Origin of the sequence: Coleofasciculus sp. (genome assembly GCF_046565525.1) — a bacterium.
In the GTDB taxonomy this organism is placed as follows: Bacteria; Cyanobacteriota; Cyanobacteriia; order Cyanobacteriales; family Coleofasciculaceae; genus Coleofasciculus.
The window spans coordinates 1-17535 of the sequence record NZ_JBKHUP010000077.1 but is presented as its reverse complement, the minus strand read 5'-3'; the positions used below and the strand labels follow the sequence as shown (position 1 = coordinate 17535).

General features: G+C 44.8%; 17 protein-coding genes, 1 tRNA gene and 1 pseudogene. 10 read left to right on the top strand and 9 right to left on the bottom strand.

Annotated features, from left to right (window positions below; translation table 11 throughout):
* The first annotated feature begins 16 nt into the window (after positions 1 to 16).
* Positions 17 to 532: a peptidoglycan-binding domain-containing protein gene (locus tag ACLGGO_RS24475; protein WP_446421246.1), complete on the top strand. Its 516-nt coding sequence runs from the start codon at positions 17 to 19 to the stop codon at positions 530 to 532.
* Between the two features lie 397 nt (positions 533 to 929).
* Here ACLGGO_RS24475 and ACLGGO_RS24470 read toward each other — a convergent pair whose 3' ends face one another.
* The 7 genes from ACLGGO_RS24470 to ACLGGO_RS24440 form a co-directional block, all read right to left on the bottom strand.
* Complete coding sequence (locus ACLGGO_RS24470; protein ID WP_446421245.1) at positions 930 to 2159, bottom strand: hypothetical protein; 1230 nt, start codon at positions 2157 to 2159, stop codon at positions 930 to 932.
* Positions 2160 to 2632: 473 nt separating this feature from the next.
* A complete protein-coding gene (gene purF / locus ACLGGO_RS24465; protein WP_446334230.1) occupies positions 2633 to 4126 on the bottom strand; it encodes an amidophosphoribosyltransferase in 1494 nt (497 codons plus the stop codon).
* On the bottom strand, positions 4077 to 4250 hold the full coding sequence (locus tag ACLGGO_RS24460; RefSeq protein ID WP_446334229.1) for a hypothetical protein: 174 nt from the start codon (positions 4248 to 4250) through the stop codon (positions 4077 to 4079). The genes purF and ACLGGO_RS24460 overlap by 50 nt, the downstream gene beginning before the upstream one ends.
* A 48-nt stretch (positions 4251 to 4298) precedes the next feature.
* On the bottom strand, positions 4299 to 6647 hold the full coding sequence (gene purL / locus ACLGGO_RS24455) for a phosphoribosylformylglycinamidine synthase subunit PurL (RefSeq protein ID WP_446421244.1): 2349 nt from the start codon (positions 6645 to 6647) through the stop codon (positions 4299 to 4301).
* Between the two features lie 362 nt (positions 6648 to 7009).
* Entirely contained in the window at positions 7010 to 7453 is a 444-nt protein-coding gene (locus tag ACLGGO_RS24450; RefSeq protein ID WP_446421243.1) for a type II toxin-antitoxin system VapC family toxin, read from the bottom strand.
* Positions 7441 to 8748: a hypothetical protein gene (locus tag ACLGGO_RS24445; RefSeq protein ID WP_446421242.1), complete on the bottom strand. Its 1308-nt coding sequence runs from the start codon at positions 8746 to 8748 to the stop codon at positions 7441 to 7443. The genes ACLGGO_RS24450 and ACLGGO_RS24445 overlap by 13 nt, the downstream gene beginning before the upstream one ends.
* Positions 8749 to 8759: 11 nt before the next feature.
* Positions 8760 to 9119 (bottom strand): helix-turn-helix domain-containing protein, encoded by a 360-nt coding sequence (locus tag ACLGGO_RS24440; RefSeq protein ID WP_446421241.1) that lies wholly within the window; start codon positions 9117 to 9119, stop codon positions 8760 to 8762.
* A 189-nt stretch (positions 9120 to 9308) separates the two neighbouring features.
* Between ACLGGO_RS24440 and ACLGGO_RS24435 the strand changes: the two genes are divergently transcribed.
* Positions 9309 to 9491 (top strand): CheR family methyltransferase, encoded by a 183-nt coding sequence (locus tag ACLGGO_RS24435; RefSeq protein ID WP_446421240.1) that lies wholly within the window; start codon positions 9309 to 9311, stop codon positions 9489 to 9491.
* A gap of 67 nt (positions 9492 to 9558) precedes the next feature.
* On the opposite strand, the gene ACLGGO_RS24430 is transcribed toward ACLGGO_RS24435, so the two are convergent.
* The gene (locus ACLGGO_RS24430) at positions 9559 to 9810 is read right to left on the bottom strand and encodes a hypothetical protein (RefSeq protein WP_446421239.1); all 252 of its coding nucleotides are present in this window, start codon (positions 9808 to 9810) and stop codon (positions 9559 to 9561) included.
* Between the two features lie 583 nt (positions 9811 to 10393).
* Here ACLGGO_RS24430 and ACLGGO_RS24425 point away from each other — a divergent pair.
* The 4 genes from ACLGGO_RS24425 to ACLGGO_RS24410 all read left to right on the top strand — a co-directional run bounded on the left by ACLGGO_RS24425 (position 10394) and on the right by ACLGGO_RS24410 (position 13611).
* A complete protein-coding gene (locus ACLGGO_RS24425; RefSeq protein WP_446421238.1) occupies positions 10394 to 11272 on the top strand; it encodes a class I SAM-dependent methyltransferase in 879 nt (292 codons plus the stop codon).
* A gap of 148 nt (positions 11273 to 11420) precedes the next feature.
* The gene (locus tag ACLGGO_RS24420; protein WP_446334224.1) at positions 11421 to 12641 is read left to right on the top strand and encodes an RNA-guided endonuclease InsQ/TnpB family protein; all 1221 of its coding nucleotides are present in this window, start codon (positions 11421 to 11423) and stop codon (positions 12639 to 12641) included.
* 148 nt (positions 12642 to 12789) lie between these two features.
* Positions 12790 to 13497: an HAD family hydrolase gene (locus ACLGGO_RS24415; protein WP_446334241.1), complete on the top strand. Its 708-nt coding sequence runs from the start codon at positions 12790 to 12792 to the stop codon at positions 13495 to 13497.
* 41 nt (positions 13498 to 13538) lie between these two features.
* Positions 13539 to 13611 (top strand) — tRNA-Ala (locus tag ACLGGO_RS24410).
* A gap of 89 nt (positions 13612 to 13700) precedes the next feature.
* Here the strand turns inward: ACLGGO_RS24410 and ACLGGO_RS24405 are convergent.
* Positions 13701 to 13835, bottom strand: a pseudogene (locus tag ACLGGO_RS24405) (phage integrase N-terminal SAM-like domain-containing protein); the annotation flags it as partial.
* Positions 13836 to 14005: 170 nt separating this feature from the next.
* On the opposite strand from ACLGGO_RS24405, the gene ACLGGO_RS24400 reads away from it, so the two are divergent.
* Genes ACLGGO_RS24400 through ACLGGO_RS24385 form a run of 4 tightly spaced genes read left to right on the top strand, consistent with a single transcriptional unit; the run spans position 14006 to position 17478 of the window.
* Positions 14006 to 15619, top strand: coding sequence for a type I restriction-modification system subunit M (locus ACLGGO_RS24400; protein ID WP_446421237.1), 1614 nt, complete (start codon positions 14006 to 14008; stop codon positions 15617 to 15619).
* Positions 15620 to 15665: 46 nt separating this feature from the next.
* Complete coding sequence (locus ACLGGO_RS24395) at positions 15666 to 15878, top strand: hypothetical protein (protein WP_446334223.1); 213 nt, start codon at positions 15666 to 15668, stop codon at positions 15876 to 15878.
* Positions 15871 to 16314: a PIN domain-containing protein gene (locus tag ACLGGO_RS24390; protein ID WP_446421236.1), complete on the top strand. Its 444-nt coding sequence runs from the start codon at positions 15871 to 15873 to the stop codon at positions 16312 to 16314. The genes ACLGGO_RS24395 and ACLGGO_RS24390 overlap by 8 nt, the downstream gene beginning before the upstream one ends.
* Before the next feature lie 3 nt (positions 16315 to 16317).
* Positions 16318 to 17478 (top strand): restriction endonuclease subunit S, encoded by a 1161-nt coding sequence (locus tag ACLGGO_RS24385; protein ID WP_446421235.1) that lies wholly within the window; start codon positions 16318 to 16320, stop codon positions 17476 to 17478.
* Positions 17479 to 17535: the final 57 nt, after the last annotated feature.

The window sequence follows — 17535 nt, the reverse complement described above, 5'->3', positions numbered from 1 at the left end:
TAAGGAGATTATAATCATGAGTACCAGATTTTTTCCATCCAGTTTTGCATCTCTCGGTGTGGTGTCTGTAATTTCTCTAGCCTCTATAGGCTTAGCTGGCGCACCCGTAAATGCACAAGTCCCTGAGGCTGCTACTGATCTAGAGGAATATGAAAATCAAACACCCATCCTAGGCTATGGTAATTCAGGAGAAACCGTTGCCGATGTACAAAGCTTCTTAAGAGAGCAAGGGTATTATAATGGTCAAGTTGACGGCGTTTATGGTTCAAGAAATCGTGAAGCCGTTAGAACATTCCAAGAGGATCAGGGCTTATTTGGAGATGGCATCATTGGAAATCAAACCTGGGATGCTATGACTGATTTTGAATCGGAAATGGGCAACGAACTTCAAGGCGGAGAATCCGGTTTTGAAGAGACTGATAACGAAGTTCGAGGCACAGAGTCCGATTTTGAAGCGGAGACTGATAACGAACTTCGAGGCACAGAGTCCGATTTTGAATCAGAAACTGCTCCTGAATTGGGAGTCGAGTAATACGAATTTGCAGAAGAGGAAGGGTTGCTAATGACAAAAGGGTAATCATCATGTAACCTTTCACGATTCATAGTAGGGGCGTACAGACGTGCATTGGTGTCAATTTAAGCTTAAAACGAAAGCAATATCTTGATGCTAACCCCACCCTAACCCTCCCCTGATCAAGGGGAGGGAACATTTCCCCCCTTAGCAAGGGCAGGACTAATTCATTGTGATGAGAGAAAATTAGGGCAACCAGGATTAATTATGATGTCCGCCACGCGATCGCAAACAACTTACCTGAGCCTAGGATCAAGTCAAGACAAAGATTTTGGCGACAAGCGTCACAGAAGGCGCGATCGCGCTCGTCGGGTCATAATTTTCAGGGAAGCTCCCCCAGCTTCCCTTCATCATGCCCTTATTCCTGCATTCCAGAATACAATAGTCGGGCAAATAAACGAGCGCCATCATCATGCTTTAACTCATCATAAGTCGGAGGATGACGATGACTAATATCCCGTAGATCTTGGAGGAGTTCTGGATGGAATTGACAGGTAAACGAACGACGGATCAATTTACTCTCGAAATCTTTGTAGTTAATACAGGTTGCTGAACATTCTGTCACTACTTCCGTTTCGTCAGCCGTTGAACAAAGGATTTCCACAGCAAAGGGAAGCTGCATTAACCAGGATAAGGGACTCCCGGCTAAAATATGCCGATGTGAAATAATCGCATCATGAAGCAGTCGATATGCCCAGTTGGCAAAGAGAATCGCTTCCTCATTCACTTCATCAGAGTGAAACATGGAAATATTCAATTCATGTTCATATTCAATGGAGGTATCGATCACCCCTTCAAATTCATCAGCCGTCACCTCATGGGCGATAATCAAGTCTTCGGGAATATTAGACGTGTCGCTATCAGGAGATTGATAATGCCATAACTGACGATAGCCAACCTCTTTCTTTTCATTGGGACCCACGGCAAATTCTGGATCATCCCAGTTTTTGGCAATCAGGTGTCCGTTTTTCTTCTTCACTGATAGAGTACAACCCACCTGTTGAATATGCTGGCAGACTTTTTTCAATGACTTTAGCGCTTTACCATTGCGATCGCGTGCCAGATACTTTAGGCTGGATACCTCATCCACTGCTCGTTTAATTAAACGAATGTGAGATTGTGCCGCCAATTGATGTCCCAAACAGATAAATAAAGCTGGCGCACTGGTAGGCGATCGCGACAGCAGTAGTTTATCTGTGAATGTATGAAGCTCCTCCAGGGAACATTTGGCATCGTCAAAGGTGCTAGCATCGCGTACCGACGGATTACCACCTTCCACAACCACCGCTAACCCTGACGTTATGATCGGCACAACTAACTCTGGATCAAGCACACCCGACGACCAAAACGGGAACAGAATCGAATCACAATCGGCGATTTTTTGCGCCAGATACGCCACATTCAGCGAAGCCCGCACCTCTTCTCCCATTGGATTACATCCGACATGTTCCCAGGGTTCGATAACCGCGATCGCATTGCGGAATAAATTCGGGTGCTTCATCAAGAATTCCAAATCATCCTGAGAATTAATCACCTTTTCCAACGGCAATCCTTTGCCCCATTCAAAGCCTTCGTTTTCCATCGTCATGGATATGTCAGGCAAGGGATCTTCTGAATGCCGATCCGCTAAAAACCGACCCAACAAAATGTGAACTGATTCAAAATCAGATCCCCCTTCACACAAGTAACCAGGTCTAAGTCTCCAATCGTTGGTTGTTAATCTTTGAGGCTTAACGGATAATGACCCTCACGCCCGAAAACAATAGAGGCGCACGGAGCGTCATCCGTGTCAACTTAAGAGGAAACACAAGCTAAGTGAGACGAAAGAATCTCGCGGCTTTAAAAATAACCCCCCTTAATCCCCCCTTGCTAAGGGGGGAAATCAAAGCCATTTGATTTCTTCGTTTCCTCCTTACCCCCTGTTCCCTCCCCTTACAAAGGGGAGGGTTAGGGAGGGGTTAGCATCAAGGTATTGCTTTCGTTTTAAGCTTAAGTTAACACCAATGACGGAGCGTGCGCCCGATTTATAGCAAAAAGCAAGAAATTTTCTTCGTGATTTGCTTAAACCTTCGCTTCTTCCAGTATCAACTTAGACCGCTTAAGCTGTTCTGGAACCGGAATCGGATAATCTCCGGTGAAACAAGCCGAACAGAAGGTATTAGCATTGTCTTGAGTCGCCAGCATCATACCATCCCAACTCACATACGCCAAGGAATCCACACCAATTTGTGCAGCGATTTCATCAACAGACTTGGTTGCCGCGATAAGCTGGTCTTGAGAATCGGTATCAATTCCATAGAAACACGGATGAGTCACCGGTGGTGCAGAAACGCGCATGTGAACCTCAGTAGCACCCGCATCCCGTAACGCTTTGACAATCTTCCGACTCGTGGTTCCCCGGACAATCGAATCGTCCACAATAATCACTCGCTTACCCATAAGAACATCTTTCAAAGGATTCAGTTTCATCCGAATCCCCGCCTCTCGCATAGTTTGCGTCGGTTGGATAAAGGTGCGACCCACATAGCGATTTTTAATCAACCCCTCGGCGTAGGGAATTCCTGACTCCTGGGAAAAGCCAATCGCCGCTGGTACACCCGAATCCGGCACCGCAATCACCATATCTGCCTCAGTTGGTGCTTCTTTTGCCAATTGACGCCCCAAACGCAGCCGATAGCTATAGATGCTTTCATCCTGCATCACGCTATCCGGTCGGGCAAAATAAATCATTTCAAAAATACACAGCTTGCGTTCTGGCTTACGACTCCAGTGGAACGACGCCATCCCCGCTTCGGTAATCCAAACTAATTCTCCGGGTTCGACATCCCGCAAGTATTCTGCACCAATAATATCTAACCCACAGGTTTCTGAGGCTAAAACATAGCGCACCGGATTCGTACCTAAGGTACCAATCACTAAAGGACGCACGCCATGGGGGTCACGCACTCCCATCATCCCCTCTGGTGTACCAATCACCAAACTATAGGCACCTTGACAGAGGTTAAACGCACTAATCGCCCCGTCTAGCCACTCCTTACCTTGATCTACTTCAGCACCGATTGCAATGGCAATCATTTCAGAATCTGTCGTGGTGACAAACTCATCATAGTTGCGGTTTTGTAAATTTGTTCGCAACTCGCTGGTATTGACTAAGTTACCATTATGTGCTAAAGCTAAAGAACCTAAGCGGGTATTCACCACAGCCGGTTGGGCATTGACAACCCGACTCGACCCGGTTGTCGAGTAACGGGTATGACCCACCGCTATTGTTCCGGGCATTTGGTTCAAAATCTCTTCGTTAAAGACTTGGGAGACAAGTCCCATATTCTTATAGAGATGCACCTGTTCTCCCTCAAAGGTGGCAATCCCCGCTGATTCTTGACCCCGATGTTGCAGGGCAAACAAACCAAAATAAGTTAGCTTCGCGACATCTTCTTCCGGTGCATAGATACCAAAAACCCCGCAAGCTTCTTCAGGTTTGTCGGGGCGTTGGCTGACAATCTCATCAGATTGGGCAGAATTGGGGATAGAGGAGTGGGGTGGCTGGAGAATCATGGGTATTGGCGTACTCCTGATAGTGGCAGTCAGTTCGACTTGTATTAATGCAAATTAATCGGGAATCGTTAATTAAACTTAACGATTCCTTAACGATACCATTAATTTGTGAGTCATGGCTCATGCCTCATTAATCATTGGTCATTAGTCAGCCGCGACTGGCTCAACACGACTACAAGCGACGTTCTAGGGCATTAAAGAAGCGATCGCTCATATCTGCGATCGTAGCGTTAATTAGGGGAGGATGGTTGGGGATAGAAATTTTTAATCCTTGAGAGAGAGATTTAACCGTCCCCAACCGTTGCCAACCCTGGGCAGATTCCCCTAAATAGTCCTTTAGGTAAGCCTCCCAATCAGCTTGGGCTTCTGGCTTCACCGACACCAGAATCCGACTGGCACTTTCTCCAAATAGTATCTCATCCCAACGCCGTTCTAGAGACGCCTCAGCTAGTCCTAATTCAATCTCTGCCCCCAATCCTCCAGAAATACAACATTCCGCTAGCGCCACCGCCAATCCTCCCTCAGCACAATCATGTGCCGAACGCAGGAAAGTCCCCCGAATTCCCTGACGACAAGCGGCTTGCACCCGACGTTCTAACTCAAAATCCACGATGGGGGGTTTCCCCGCCACAACCCCATGAATCGCACTCAAGTATTCTGAAGCCCCTAAGCTGAGATGAGGCGTGGTTACAGTTAACGGTAATCCCAATAAATAAATTAAATCGCCTTCATTGTGCCATCCTTGAGCACAAATCTGACTCAAATCCGGAATCATCCCCACCATACCAATCACCGGCGTAGGATAAATCGGTTGGGGAGTTCCCTGGCTATCCAAGGTTTCGTTATACAGAGAGACATTTCCCCCCGTTACGGGCGTCGCTAATTCTGTACAAGCCTCGGCGATACCCTGACAAGCCGATGCCAGTTGCCAGTATCCTATCGGCTTTTCTGGTGAACCAAAATTCAGATTATCGGTGACGGCGATAGGTTCTGCACCCACACAGCTTAAATTTCGTGCCGCTTCTGCAACCACCGCCTTTGCCCCTTCATAAGGGTCAAGATAAACATAGCGAGAATTACAATCTACCGTAGCCGCGACACCGGATTGGGAATGTCGCCTCGATTCCGGAGAACGTAATCGGATGATTGCCGCATCTGCACCACCGGGAAGCATCACTGTGTTATTTTGCACCTGATGGTCATACTGACGATAGACCCAGCGTTTTGAGGCGATGGTTGGTGTATCCAGGAGTTGTAGGAGAATATCACTCCAGGATTTAGCCTCACCAGAACATTCGATTCCCGTACTGGTACAACTGGGTAATGTATCAACAGTCCATTGCCAAGCTTTCTTAGCATACTCCGGCGCTTCGGTCAAAACATCTCGATAATAAATCGGCGTATTATCCGATAACGCCGTGGCTGGGATTTCCGCCGCCACTTCACCCTGAAACAGAATCCGCACAATCGGTTCTGCAATCACCTTACCCGCGACAACCGCCTGCAGTTCCCAACGGTGGAAAATATCAATTAACTCCTGTTCTCGTCCCTTATGTGCCACAAATAGCATCCGTTCCTGGGATTCCGAGAGTAAATATTCATAGGGAACCATTCCCGTTTCTCGGACTGGGATTAAATCTAAATCCAATTCAATCCCCACACCCCCCTTTGCTGCCATTTCCGAGGTGGAACAGGTAATCCCCGCCGCCCCCATATCCTGTGCGGCGACTACCGCCCCGGTTTTAAAGGCTTCTAGACAGGCTTCAATCAGGCATTTTTCTAAGAAGGGGTCTCCCACCTGCACCGCTGGGCGGTCATCCATGGATTTATCAGTGAGTTCTGCACTGGCAAAACTGGCACCACCCATGCCATCTCGACCTGTGGTGGAACCCACATATAGCACGGGATTACCAATTCCTGACGCTCCAGATTTAACGATTTCTGGGGTTTCCATCAATCCCAGCGCCATCACATTGACTAGGGGATTCCCGGTATACGCGGGGTCAAAGTAAACCTCACCGCCAACAGTGGGAACACCGACGGAGTTGCCATACCCAGAAATACCCGCCACGACACCCGTAAATAATCGTCGGGTGCGGGGATTATCAAGGGAACCGAAGCGCAGGGAATTCAAAACCGCAATGGGACGCGCCCCCATGGTAAAGATATCCCGCAGAATGCCGCCAACACCTGTAGCTGCGCCTTGATAAGGTTCCACAGCGGAGGGGTGGTTATGGGATTCGATTTTAAAGGCGAGTTGGAGTCCTTCGCCTAAGTCTACCACGCCAGCATTTTCCCCAGGACCAACGAGGATACGTTTTCCGGTGGTGGGGAATTGTTTGAGGAGAGGGCGGGAGTTCTTATAGCAGCAATGTTCCGACCACATGACGCCGAACATCCCCAGTTCAGCTTTATTGGGATGACGCCCTAGGCGTTTAACGATTTCCGCATATTCGTCCGGCTTGATACCTTCAGCGGCGATTTCTTCGGGGGAAAAGGGGGCAGAGGATAGAGTAGACATGGAACCCTTGTACAAATGGCACAGGGATAATTGTATCGATTAATGGGGGTCTGGCTAGTACAAGATAGTTTTAAGTCACAGACTGTAGGGGCGGGTTTTACTGCTATCCTTTCTTTGTTGACCCAGATGTGACTAAACCCGCCCCAACAAACGTGGCTTGGCGGATAGTTGACACGGATGGATTCACAGCGCCCCACCTGGGCGAGGGATTGGCTGAAACTGGTCATTAAAACAGGTTTGACAAGTTCCCTCAAAAGCATGAATAAACCGCTTCAACCTATCAGTGTCTTCTAGTTATTCTCATGGAAATTATTAGAAAAATCAAGAGAGTGATATGCGATGGTAAGGATTGCTCAATTGATTTAAGGATCTACAATGTCATTCAGGACAGTGAGGGGCAGATTGGGAACACGGCGGAAACCATAATCATTGGTTAAAAAAATACTACAGCTATGAGCTATTGCTGTTGCTGAATGAATAGCATCTGGCGTTTTTAAGTTTTTCTGAGTACGCATTTGTGCCGCCTCTCTCAAAATTGCTCTTGTAATCGGCATCAGTTGCATTTCTGTAGACAGAAGCAGCGTCTCATAAGCATTAATAAGAACAAAGTCAGCATTTTTCAAAGGAGCCACTAAAGTTTCTAATAATGCCAGTTCACTGCTAATGATTTGAATGTCAGCCTTGGCAGAACGTTGCCACATCGGTCGCAGGATTGACCAGTAAGGCTCATGTTTTTCTACACTATAGATAAGAATTTGAGTATCTACGTAGACAAGGCTAGATGCTGGCAGTATCAGTTGTCCCACGAATCACGTTCCTCCTGGAGATACTGATCAACTGCTTCTGGTGTTTTAAATAGTCTTTGACCAGGCAATTCATCTAGCAAGTCTATAGTAGAACGGTGGTGGGATGAGGTTTTTGGTGGAATTATGGATGCCCCTGCCGCATTAGCTTCTACTAAATCTGGGTCAGAGTTCCAGTCTTCTGCAAAAAGTTCTAACTGTTGTACTTCACTGTCTTCTTTTAATTTTCCTTTTTGCTTACCCACTCCAATTGGTCTAGCAATTATTCCATTTCCTCGATCTTCCAGTAATCCTGTAAAGAAAAACCAGGGAAGCATTCTACTGATATAGTCCCTTGATGATTTGGGAATTACCGACTTTTCCTGGGGAGATACATCAGCAATCAATTCCTGCAAACGCCACCGCGTAATGAGTTCACCAGGACTCAACTGTTTATAAACCTCTTGTGTAACTACGTGATATTTTAATGTTTCAGCTAAGTAGTCAGTAATTTTTTCATGGCTCCAATTCAACAAAGATGGTTTTACTAATATTTTTCCGTCCTGCCGAAAGATTATATGAAAATTTTGCAAATCTAAAACAATACTATTGGTTGTTTTTTCAGACAGTCCTGCTTTAGTGGCTAACTCTGTAGAATCTATTCCGCTGCTTCCTTTTTCTTTTATTGTCTCAAATACTTTAAGTGCTGTAGTAATTGAGCTACGGATTCGATAGGTTAAATAACGATTTACTTCCAACGGGTGAAATTGAACGAGTGGTAGTGGTTTATTGTTGTAATAAGCATCATTCAGTTGTTGGATGATTGCTAAGAAAGTAGATTCACTTTGTTGATCCAAAAGCTCTGTAACTGTTATCACCAAATCATCCCCATTAAAATTTTGAGGATGCTGGGTAACAATGGCATCAAATCCATTTGCAATGGCACAAACCAACTCTATTGCGGATTCGTAATCCAGGTGACTTACTCGTGCTTGCTCTCTAATTGTGCTATTAACAGAAGATATTGATATAGCTTTTCCGTCAGAAAGGCGGGTCGCTCGTGCTTGTTCTCGGATTGTTCGATTAACAGGGCAGATACCCACAACTTCTTTGATTTTGGAGACTTTTTCCTCAGCATTATCTTCACCTTCTGAATCGAGAAGATCAATGTAAATAATATCTAAACCCTGTTGGGTCATGTAACCCTGAATCTGTCCCGAACGCATTAACTCCCATAATTGATCAGCTTCTTCAACAAATCCCGGACGATTCAGCAAAACTTCGTGGATAAGATGATAAGAAACCAGAACTCGCATCACTGCTACTACTCCTACTTCTGATACTCAACCGTTGTTTCGCTTGTGGAGGTTTGGGGAGGTTTTTCTGTACTTAGTCCCCGACGTAGCTCTGACGGTGACGCTCCTTGATGTTTGTTCTTACTCTGCTGATGAGTCGAGTCAGACGTTTCTACTGTTTTCAAGTCAGGTTCCCATAACATTAGATCTCCGGGTTGGCAGTTAAGAGCCGCACAGAGCTTTTCCAGGGTTGCCCGTTCTAATCGTTCTGGCATCTCCTGAGAATTCTTCAACTTAGAGATGGTGACAGGATGCATTCCCGTTGCTTCCGTCAAGTCTTTATTTTTCAGGTATCGCTCAGCCATCAGCACATTCAATCGCCATTTTACAGACATAGTTCTTCCTCAATGAGATAGGGCTATAACGACCAACCTGGCTTGTCATGAGCCAGTCTCGTCATCGTATTCCTCTAAGGAACCACAACTCTACTGAGGATATTATACAGTATTTTAGCCTTTACGTTTACATAATTAGCCACTGAATTTAACAGTTGAGTTAGTCTTAGACGCTAATATTCAAATCATTTGATATTGTGTCGGAACCTAGTATTAACATATTTCGATGCGGACTTACAACAAAAAGTGTTATCAGATATGCTAAAGCAATTGATTCCTGGAGGAGTATTTGTTGTTGGCAGCCATGAATATTTACCTGAAAAATTGCGGCATCTCCAAGCAATTCGGTTAGGAGTTTATCAGAAAGAATGATGATTTTGGTTAGGGTTGACGATTGATGGTTGACGGTTGACGGGTTATGGGAATTTCTCAAAAGACTTTAACAAACACAAGCGTTAGCTTGGAAAGGCTGATGAGATGCTAATGAACGGGGAATTAAGCCAGCAAAGGATAACTCCCCTTGTTCTTTGATTTGAGAATTGTTCTTGGCAAGAATAAATTCGAGTATTGACTGTGCTTGTTGGGGGTCATGCAGGTAGTAAATCGCCTGGGATTTAGGCGAGAGCCAGATTTGCAGCTTCCAGGGCTTAGATGCAGACACAGAATTGGGTTCGAGGGAAAAGGTAATCATTATCGGCTGGTGTCCTGATTTCGAGGAATTAAATAGATGGAGAACCTGAAGGTTGAGAGATAAACCTTTTCTTGATTCCCACTTATAACTTTACCGATATATTCCACTCTTTATAGAGAGTTAAATCATCTAGAGTTTTGATTATAATCCGCTCTGAGGGTGAGCCATGTAGTATTAATTTGATGAAATCGATCAACTTAATAAAGTGATTTAAATCACCAACATCGTGGTGGGAAACCATTCTTTTTCCGGAGAAAAACTGCCTAACTGCAATTATTAGTTAGGTATCATTATTCATAAGTAGTCCGACAAAATTCAACTTGACGGTTGAGATGGGGGAACTCTTCACAGGGCATAGTAAGAGATTGAGGGGTTTTACAATTCTTAACTTAGTTAACAAAATTTATGTCCAGGTACTTACTTGCTCTTTTTCTAGTGGGGATGTTAATATTCACAAAACGTTGCCTTTGTCAAGACCAAGTACTGAATTGGTGGTCTAAGACATACCCAAATCGGGATGTTCTGCTCAGAAGCGCCAAAATTATTACAATAAGTTAAACAAGTAGCATTAGAGATTAAACTTATGGTAAGTCGCAAAGACACGCTTTGGGAGCGATTCTTACAACCCATCGTTGGCGTATTGATCGACGGAGAGCAACTGCGCCAGCTTTATGAGAGTATTGACTGGGAACAAGAGAGCGATCGCGTCTCGACACCTGAGTTGGTTTACCCTGATTACTACAAGAGTCAGAACTTCCACGGTATTGAAGGGGGTTACCTGAATGGTGGTGCAGCAACCAGCTATGATCCGATAACTCAATACGCTTTACCTCCCAATGAAACCTGGGTACGCCAGGGGTTAATCGATCGCATCCAGGGAACACCGCGACGGATTCTGGATTTAGGCTGCGGTACGGGTTCAACTACCCTACTGTTAAAACAGGCATTTCCTCAAGCTGAGGTAATCGGTTTAGATTTATCACCTTATATGTTAGTCATGGCAGAACGCAAAGCGAAAGCCGCCGGGGTAGAGATTCAATGGCGTCATGGCAAAGCGGAAGAGACAGGTTTGCCAGAGGCGTCTTTTGACCTGGTAACCGCCTCCCTATTATTCCACGAAACCCCCCCAGCCGTGGCAAAGTCGATTCTGCGGGAAAGCTTCCGACTCCTCAAGGGAGGCGGACAAGTTCTGATTCTCAATGCCAATCAGCGAACCTTGCGTCAAGTAAACTGGTTAACGGAGGTGTTTGAAGAACCCTATATTAAAGCTTACGCCACCGATAGCGTAGACGCCTGGATGGGTTCAGCCGGCTTTGAAGCGGTGCAAACTCAAGACGTGTGGTGGCTGAATCAGGTTACCCAGGGAATGAAACCTCTCCCGGTAAAAGGACAAGTGTACCAACGGACTCAACGCCGTACAATAGACGACTTCAGTTCCCAAGGTATTGTTTTCATTTATTAAGAATACGGAAAATTGCGGTAATCTGCGGTACTATATACATAAGTCGATAAGATTACCGCATGAAATTATCGGATTACGCTCTCATCACAAGGCGTCAGTTAGCGTAAGACGGAAAAAGTCATTAACGAGCTGCAATCATAGGAAGACAATGAGACTTGTTGAGAAGCACGTAGTTCGTAAAGGAAGTCGAGAATGGAAAGAGATTGATGATTTGGCATTCAAGTCTAAAAATCTTTACAACCGAGCCAATTACGAAATTCGTCAACACTTCTTTAAAACCAACCAAATCCTCTCCTACAACGAGATGGCATCTCGGATGCGACTAGAGGAGTCTTATTGTGCCTTACCTCGCAAAGTCTCTCAACAAGTCCTGCGGTGCTTGGACAGGAACTGGAAAGCATGGAAAGAAGCTAATAAGGCATACAATAAAAACCCTGTCTTATTCTTGGGCAAGCCCAAGCTTCCCAAGTATAAAGATAAAGAGAAGGGGCGTAATCTGCTGGTTTACACCATCCAGGCTATTAGCTCGAAAGAGTTGAAAAAAGGATGGATTAAGCCATCGGGAACAAAGCTTATGATATCTAGCAACAAGCAGGATATCAATGAAGTAAGAATTGTTCCCCGCCTGAATTACTACGTGGTTGAGGTGATTTATGAGCAACCCATTCAGCAATTGGTTAGCGGTGAAGCGGTAGCCGGTATAGATATTGGACTGAACAACTTAGCGGCTGTAACTTCAAATCAAAAAGGATTCAACCCTTTCCTGATTAACGGCAGACCGGTTAAGGCGGTTAACAATTACTACAACAAGAAAAAAGCCGAAGGGCAATCTCAACTCAAAGGAAACAGAAAAACGTCAAATAGAATTCAGCGTTTATCAACCAAGCGAGGATTCAAGATTGACGACTATCTCCATAAATCCAGTCGGTTTATTATCAACCAGTTGGTTGAGAAAAATATATCAACTCTTGTGATTGGCAAAAACGAGAACTGGAAGCAGGTAATCCGTATAGGTAAGGCTAATAATCAGAATTTTACTAGTGTTCCCCATGCAAGATTTATCGAGATGTTGACCTATAAAGCTGAACGGGTTGGTATAAAAGTCATCATCACCGAAGAATCTTATACGTCGGTTGCTAGTTTCCTGGATGGAGATTTTATTCCTGTTCACGGAAGCCCAGAGGCTAAAGCCGTAAAATTTAGCGGTCGTCGTGTTAAGCGTGGGTTGTACAAATCAAAAATCGGCATCAAATTCAACGCCGACATCAACGGCAGTTACAACATCATTCGCAAAGTAGTCCCAGATGCTTTTGGCAATGGGATAGAGGGTGTAGTAGTTCACCCAGTCAAGATTACTCTGACAAACTAATTTCCGCGTTTTTCCGCAAAATTAGGAACTATTCCATCTCCAGCATAGTGACGAATGGGGTCAGCTAATGTGCGTTTAAATGGGTTATTACCTGTTCCCCATTCCCTTTGCGGAATTTAAGTATCCTAATCTAAATACTGAACAGCTTATGAGTTTAAAGGCAGTTCTGTTTGATTTCAACGGCGTGATTATTAACGATGAGTCGATTCACCAGCAACTCATCGAAGAAATTATGCTGGGCGAAAATCTGCGTTCCTCGGCGGCGGATTACTGGGAGGATTGTTTGGGGCGTAGCGATCGCGCCTGTCTAAAAGTATTATTGGAAAAGCGAGGTCGGATGGTTGATGATGACTACTTAACCCGTTTGATCTCCCGAAAAGCCGACGCCTACCGCCGTCAACTGGAAACTCTATCTAAATTACCCATATATCCGGGAGTCGAAGATTTAATTTACAAAATCCGCGTGGCTCAGTTACCCATGGGAGTGGTGAGTGGTGCTTTGCGATCGGAAGTTGAGTTAGTCTTGGATCGGGCTAAACTATTGCAATATTTTCCGGTTATTGTGGCAGGTGATGACATTAAGGTGAGTAAACCTGAACCGGATGGCTATCTGTTAGCTGTGGAACGCCTCAATCAGCAGTTTCCAGAACTTAATGCAAAATCCTCGGATTGTCTTGCCATAGAGGATACACCTGCTGGCATTGAAGCGGCAAAACGAGCTGGGATGGAAGTCGTCGGCGTTGCTAATACCTATCCTTTCCACATGCTTCAGCGTCAAGCTGACTGGACGGTTGATTATCTCCATCAGCTTGAACTTGAGCGCGTGCAGGAAGTCTATGCTCAAGTTGTGGGTTAGTAACCATGAGCCATAAGTGTTAAAATAAGTAAATGTAGTCTGGGGAATTAGCTCAGTTGGTAGAGCGCTGCGATCGCACCGCAGAGGTCACCGGTTCAAATCCGGTATTCTCCATTTTTGTCGATTGCCACATTATTTGTCATTGTTGTCAGATTAGTGTCATCTTGACAAATTGAATGTCATTTAACTGCAATGAGTGGCGAAAATAGCAAAGCACTCAAGGCTTGATTTTGAGTAGAAGCTGCAACTTGACGATCAACGGCAAGATGGGTTAAAAAATCTTGAATTTCCAGCACCCCCATCTCACGGGGATGCTTTTTGGTATGGTAAAAGATATACAAGACTAGATTTTAGGTTTGCCCTCTTTGGGAGGCATTATTGGCTATGCCTTCCAGAAAATCTTGATCCTAATTTTTTGCTTTAACGTTGCACTAGCGACTCGCTAAATGTTTAGTTATGATTAAAGACTGTCGATGATAACGGCTATTGTCTGGATATAGGCTATCGAATGACAAACGATCAGAAGAAAAAGCTCGAAACTCAGTTGTGGAATATTGCCGACCAGCTACGGGGCAAGATGAATGCCGATGAGTTTCGGGATTATTGTCTAGGATTTATTTTCTATAAGTACCTCTCTGAGCGTCAGCACCTTTACGCCAATGAAATCTTGGCTGAGGATGAAATAGATTTTCTAGACATTGACGAAGACTCGGAAGACGGGCAGGAATATTTAGAGGCTCTCAAAGAGGAGTCCATTGCTCAGTTAGGGTATTTCCTCAAGCCGTCTGAATTGTTTAGTTCGTTAGCGAAGCGGGCACCGGGCAATAAGAAAGCTGAAGAAAATGGCGAAGAAATTAGCGACGAGGAGCTAGAAAAAAGTTCTGTATTCATTTTGGATGACCTGACCCAGGTACTCAATAGCATTGAGCGCTCCACTATGGGTAAGGAAAGCGAGGAGGATTTTGATCGCCTGTTTGAGGATCTGGATCTAACTTCCACGAAGCTAGGTCGCACCCCAAAGGCGAAGAATGCGCTAATCGCTAAGATTTTGGTGCATCTGGATAAAATTGATTTTCGGTTAGAGGACACCGAGAGCGATGTGCTGGGGGATGCCTACGAGTATCTGATTGGGCAGTTTGCTAGTGGTGCGGGCAAGAAGGCAGGGGAATTTTACACGCCGCAGCAGGTGAGTAAGGTGTTGGCGAAAATTGTGACGACGGGGAAGGAGCGGCTGAAGTCGGTGTATGACCCCACCTGTGGTTCTGGCTCTTTGCTGCTGCGGGTGGCGCGAGAAGTGGAGTCGGTGGGGGATTTTTATGGGCAAGAGATGAACCGCACCACCTATAACCTGGCGCGGATGAATATGATTTTGCATGGGGTGCATTATCGCAATTTTGATTTGCGGCAAGAGGATACGCTGGAGCATCCGCAGCATGAGGGGAGGCGGTTTGAGGCGGTGGTGGCGAATCCGCCGTTTTCGGCGAAGTGGAGTGCGAATAAGCTGTTTGAGTCCGATGACCGCTTTAGTCAGTATGGGCGGCTGGCTCCGTCATCAAAGGCGGATTTTGCCTTTGTGCAGCACATGCTGCATCACCTGGATGAAAACGGGGCGATGGCGGTGGTGTTGCCCCATGGGGTGTTGTTTCGCGGCGGGGCGGAGGGGGCGATTCGTCAGTATGTGATCAAGGAGCGCAATTGGTTGGATGCGGTGATTGGGTTGCCTGCGAATATTTTTTATGGGACGAGTATTCCGACGTGCGTTTTGGTGTTTAAGAAGTGTCGAGAGCAGCCGGAAGATGTGCTGTTTATTGATGCGAGTGCCTATTTTGAGAAGGCGAAGAACCAGAACTATTTGCGGGATGGGGATGTTGATAAGATTATATTGACCTATCGGCGACGGTTGGAGGAGGACAAGTATAGTTATCGGGCACCGCTGGCGGAGATTGCGGAGAATGATTTTAATTTAAATATTCCGCGCTATGTGGATACGTTTGAGGAGGAGGAGCCGATTGATTTAGATGCGGTGGTGCAGGAGATCCGGGCAGTTGACAAGGAAATGGCGGGGACGGATCGACTGATTCGGGGGTTTTGTAAGGAGTTGGGGATTGAGGCACCGTTTTAGGGGATGGGAAATATAATAAAGGCATTCCCTAAAGGAGATTTAATTAATGAATGCAATGATTCAATTTACCGCTAAAGTGGTGCAAGGCAAAATCGTTATTCCTGATGAATATATGGGTATAGTTGGCAACGATGTAGTTGAAGTAACTATCAAGCCTAAGTCATCTCGACTGATGGATCGTCTTGCCGAGCAACCTTTAATAGCAGTGGGCTGGCGTGATTTGTCAAGAGATGAGATTCATGAGCGAGGCAATGGATAAAAAATTCATTGACTCTAATATTTGGCTTTATCGGTTTCTCATCGATCCCAAAGTAGATCCTCAACAATATGAGTCAAAAAGGCTCATGGCGATTAGTTTAACTCAACCTGTCGATGGTAGTCTTGTGATTAGCACCCAAGTGATTACTGAAACTTGTGCTGTGCTAAAAAGGAAAACCAACATTATTGATCAGGACATTTTAGAGTTGGTTGAAGAATTTGAAGCCCAGTGTGAAATTGTCAATTTGACAACTGCTGAGATTAAAAAAGCTTGTCTGTTAAGATCAAACTATTATTTTTATTATTGGGATAGTCTGATAATTGCGACTGCTCTAAAGTCTCAGGCTAAGGTTCTGTATTCAGAAGATATGCAACACGGTTTGTTGATTGGAGATAGCTTAACTATTCTCAATCCGTTTGTAGAACTGGGGAATTAGGGAATGAGTAAGAAAGTAAAGAAAAGAGTGCCTGAGTTGCGGTTTCCTGAGTTTGAGGGTGATTGGACGGAATCAACCTTAGGAAAAGTCAGTATCTTTTATGATAAATCCAGGATACCCTTGAGTTTTGAAGAAAGACAGCAAAAACAAGGTATTTATCCTTACTATGGCGCATCAGGAATCATTGATTATATAAATGAATATATTTTTGATGGAGTATATATTCTTTTAGCGGAAGATGGCGCAAACATTCTTAACAGAAGTACACCGATTGCCTTCCTTGCTGAGGGAAAATTTTGGGTAAACAATCACGCACATGTTCTTAAGTCGAGAGAGTCTGATTCTTTTCTTGCAGAATATCTGGAAAATCTGAGATATGAAAGCTATAACACTGGTACTGCACAACCTAAGTTGAATGCAGATGTGTGTAAAAAAATAATTGTCAGAATTCCAAAAATTGAAGAACAAGAAAAGATTGCTAGTTTTTTGGGGGCGATCGCCACTCGACTAGACCAACTCCGCCGCAAGCACGAGCTATTACAAACCTATAAACGGGGCGTAATGCAAAAACTCTTTTGCAAAAAAATCCGCTTCAAACAAGACGACGGCTCCCCCTTCCCTGACTGGGAAAAGAAAAAGTTAGGACAACTTGCAACTAGACAAACCAGGAAAAACGACGATCAATCTATAACTCGGGTCTTAACGAACTCAGCCTCACAAGGAATTGTGGATCAAAAAGAATATTTTAATAAGGATATTGCTAATTCTGAAAACTTAGCTGGCTACTATATTCTTGAGCTGGGTGATTATGTTTACAATCCTCGAATTTCGGTAAGCGCACCTGTTGGTCCGGTCAAGAAAAATAATCTTGGGCAAGGCGTAATGTCTCCCCTATATACAGTATTTCGCTTCAAGAGTAGAGACAATATATTTTATGAATACTTTTTTCAGACGTCGCTATGGCACAAGTACATGTGCAGCGTTGCAAATTACGGAGCAAGGTATGACCGCATGAATATATCAACATCTAACTTTATGGCTTTACCTTTGCCCTTCCCTACTCCAGCGGAACAATTAAAAGTTGTTTCCTTTCTGAATAAAATTGACAAAAAAATTGCGGCATTAAATCAGAAAATTAATCTTATACAGCGTTTCCCACGCTGATGAGGTACATTTAGGGTAGGACTTTTGCTCTCAGAGGGTTCATCGGTTTGAAACCAT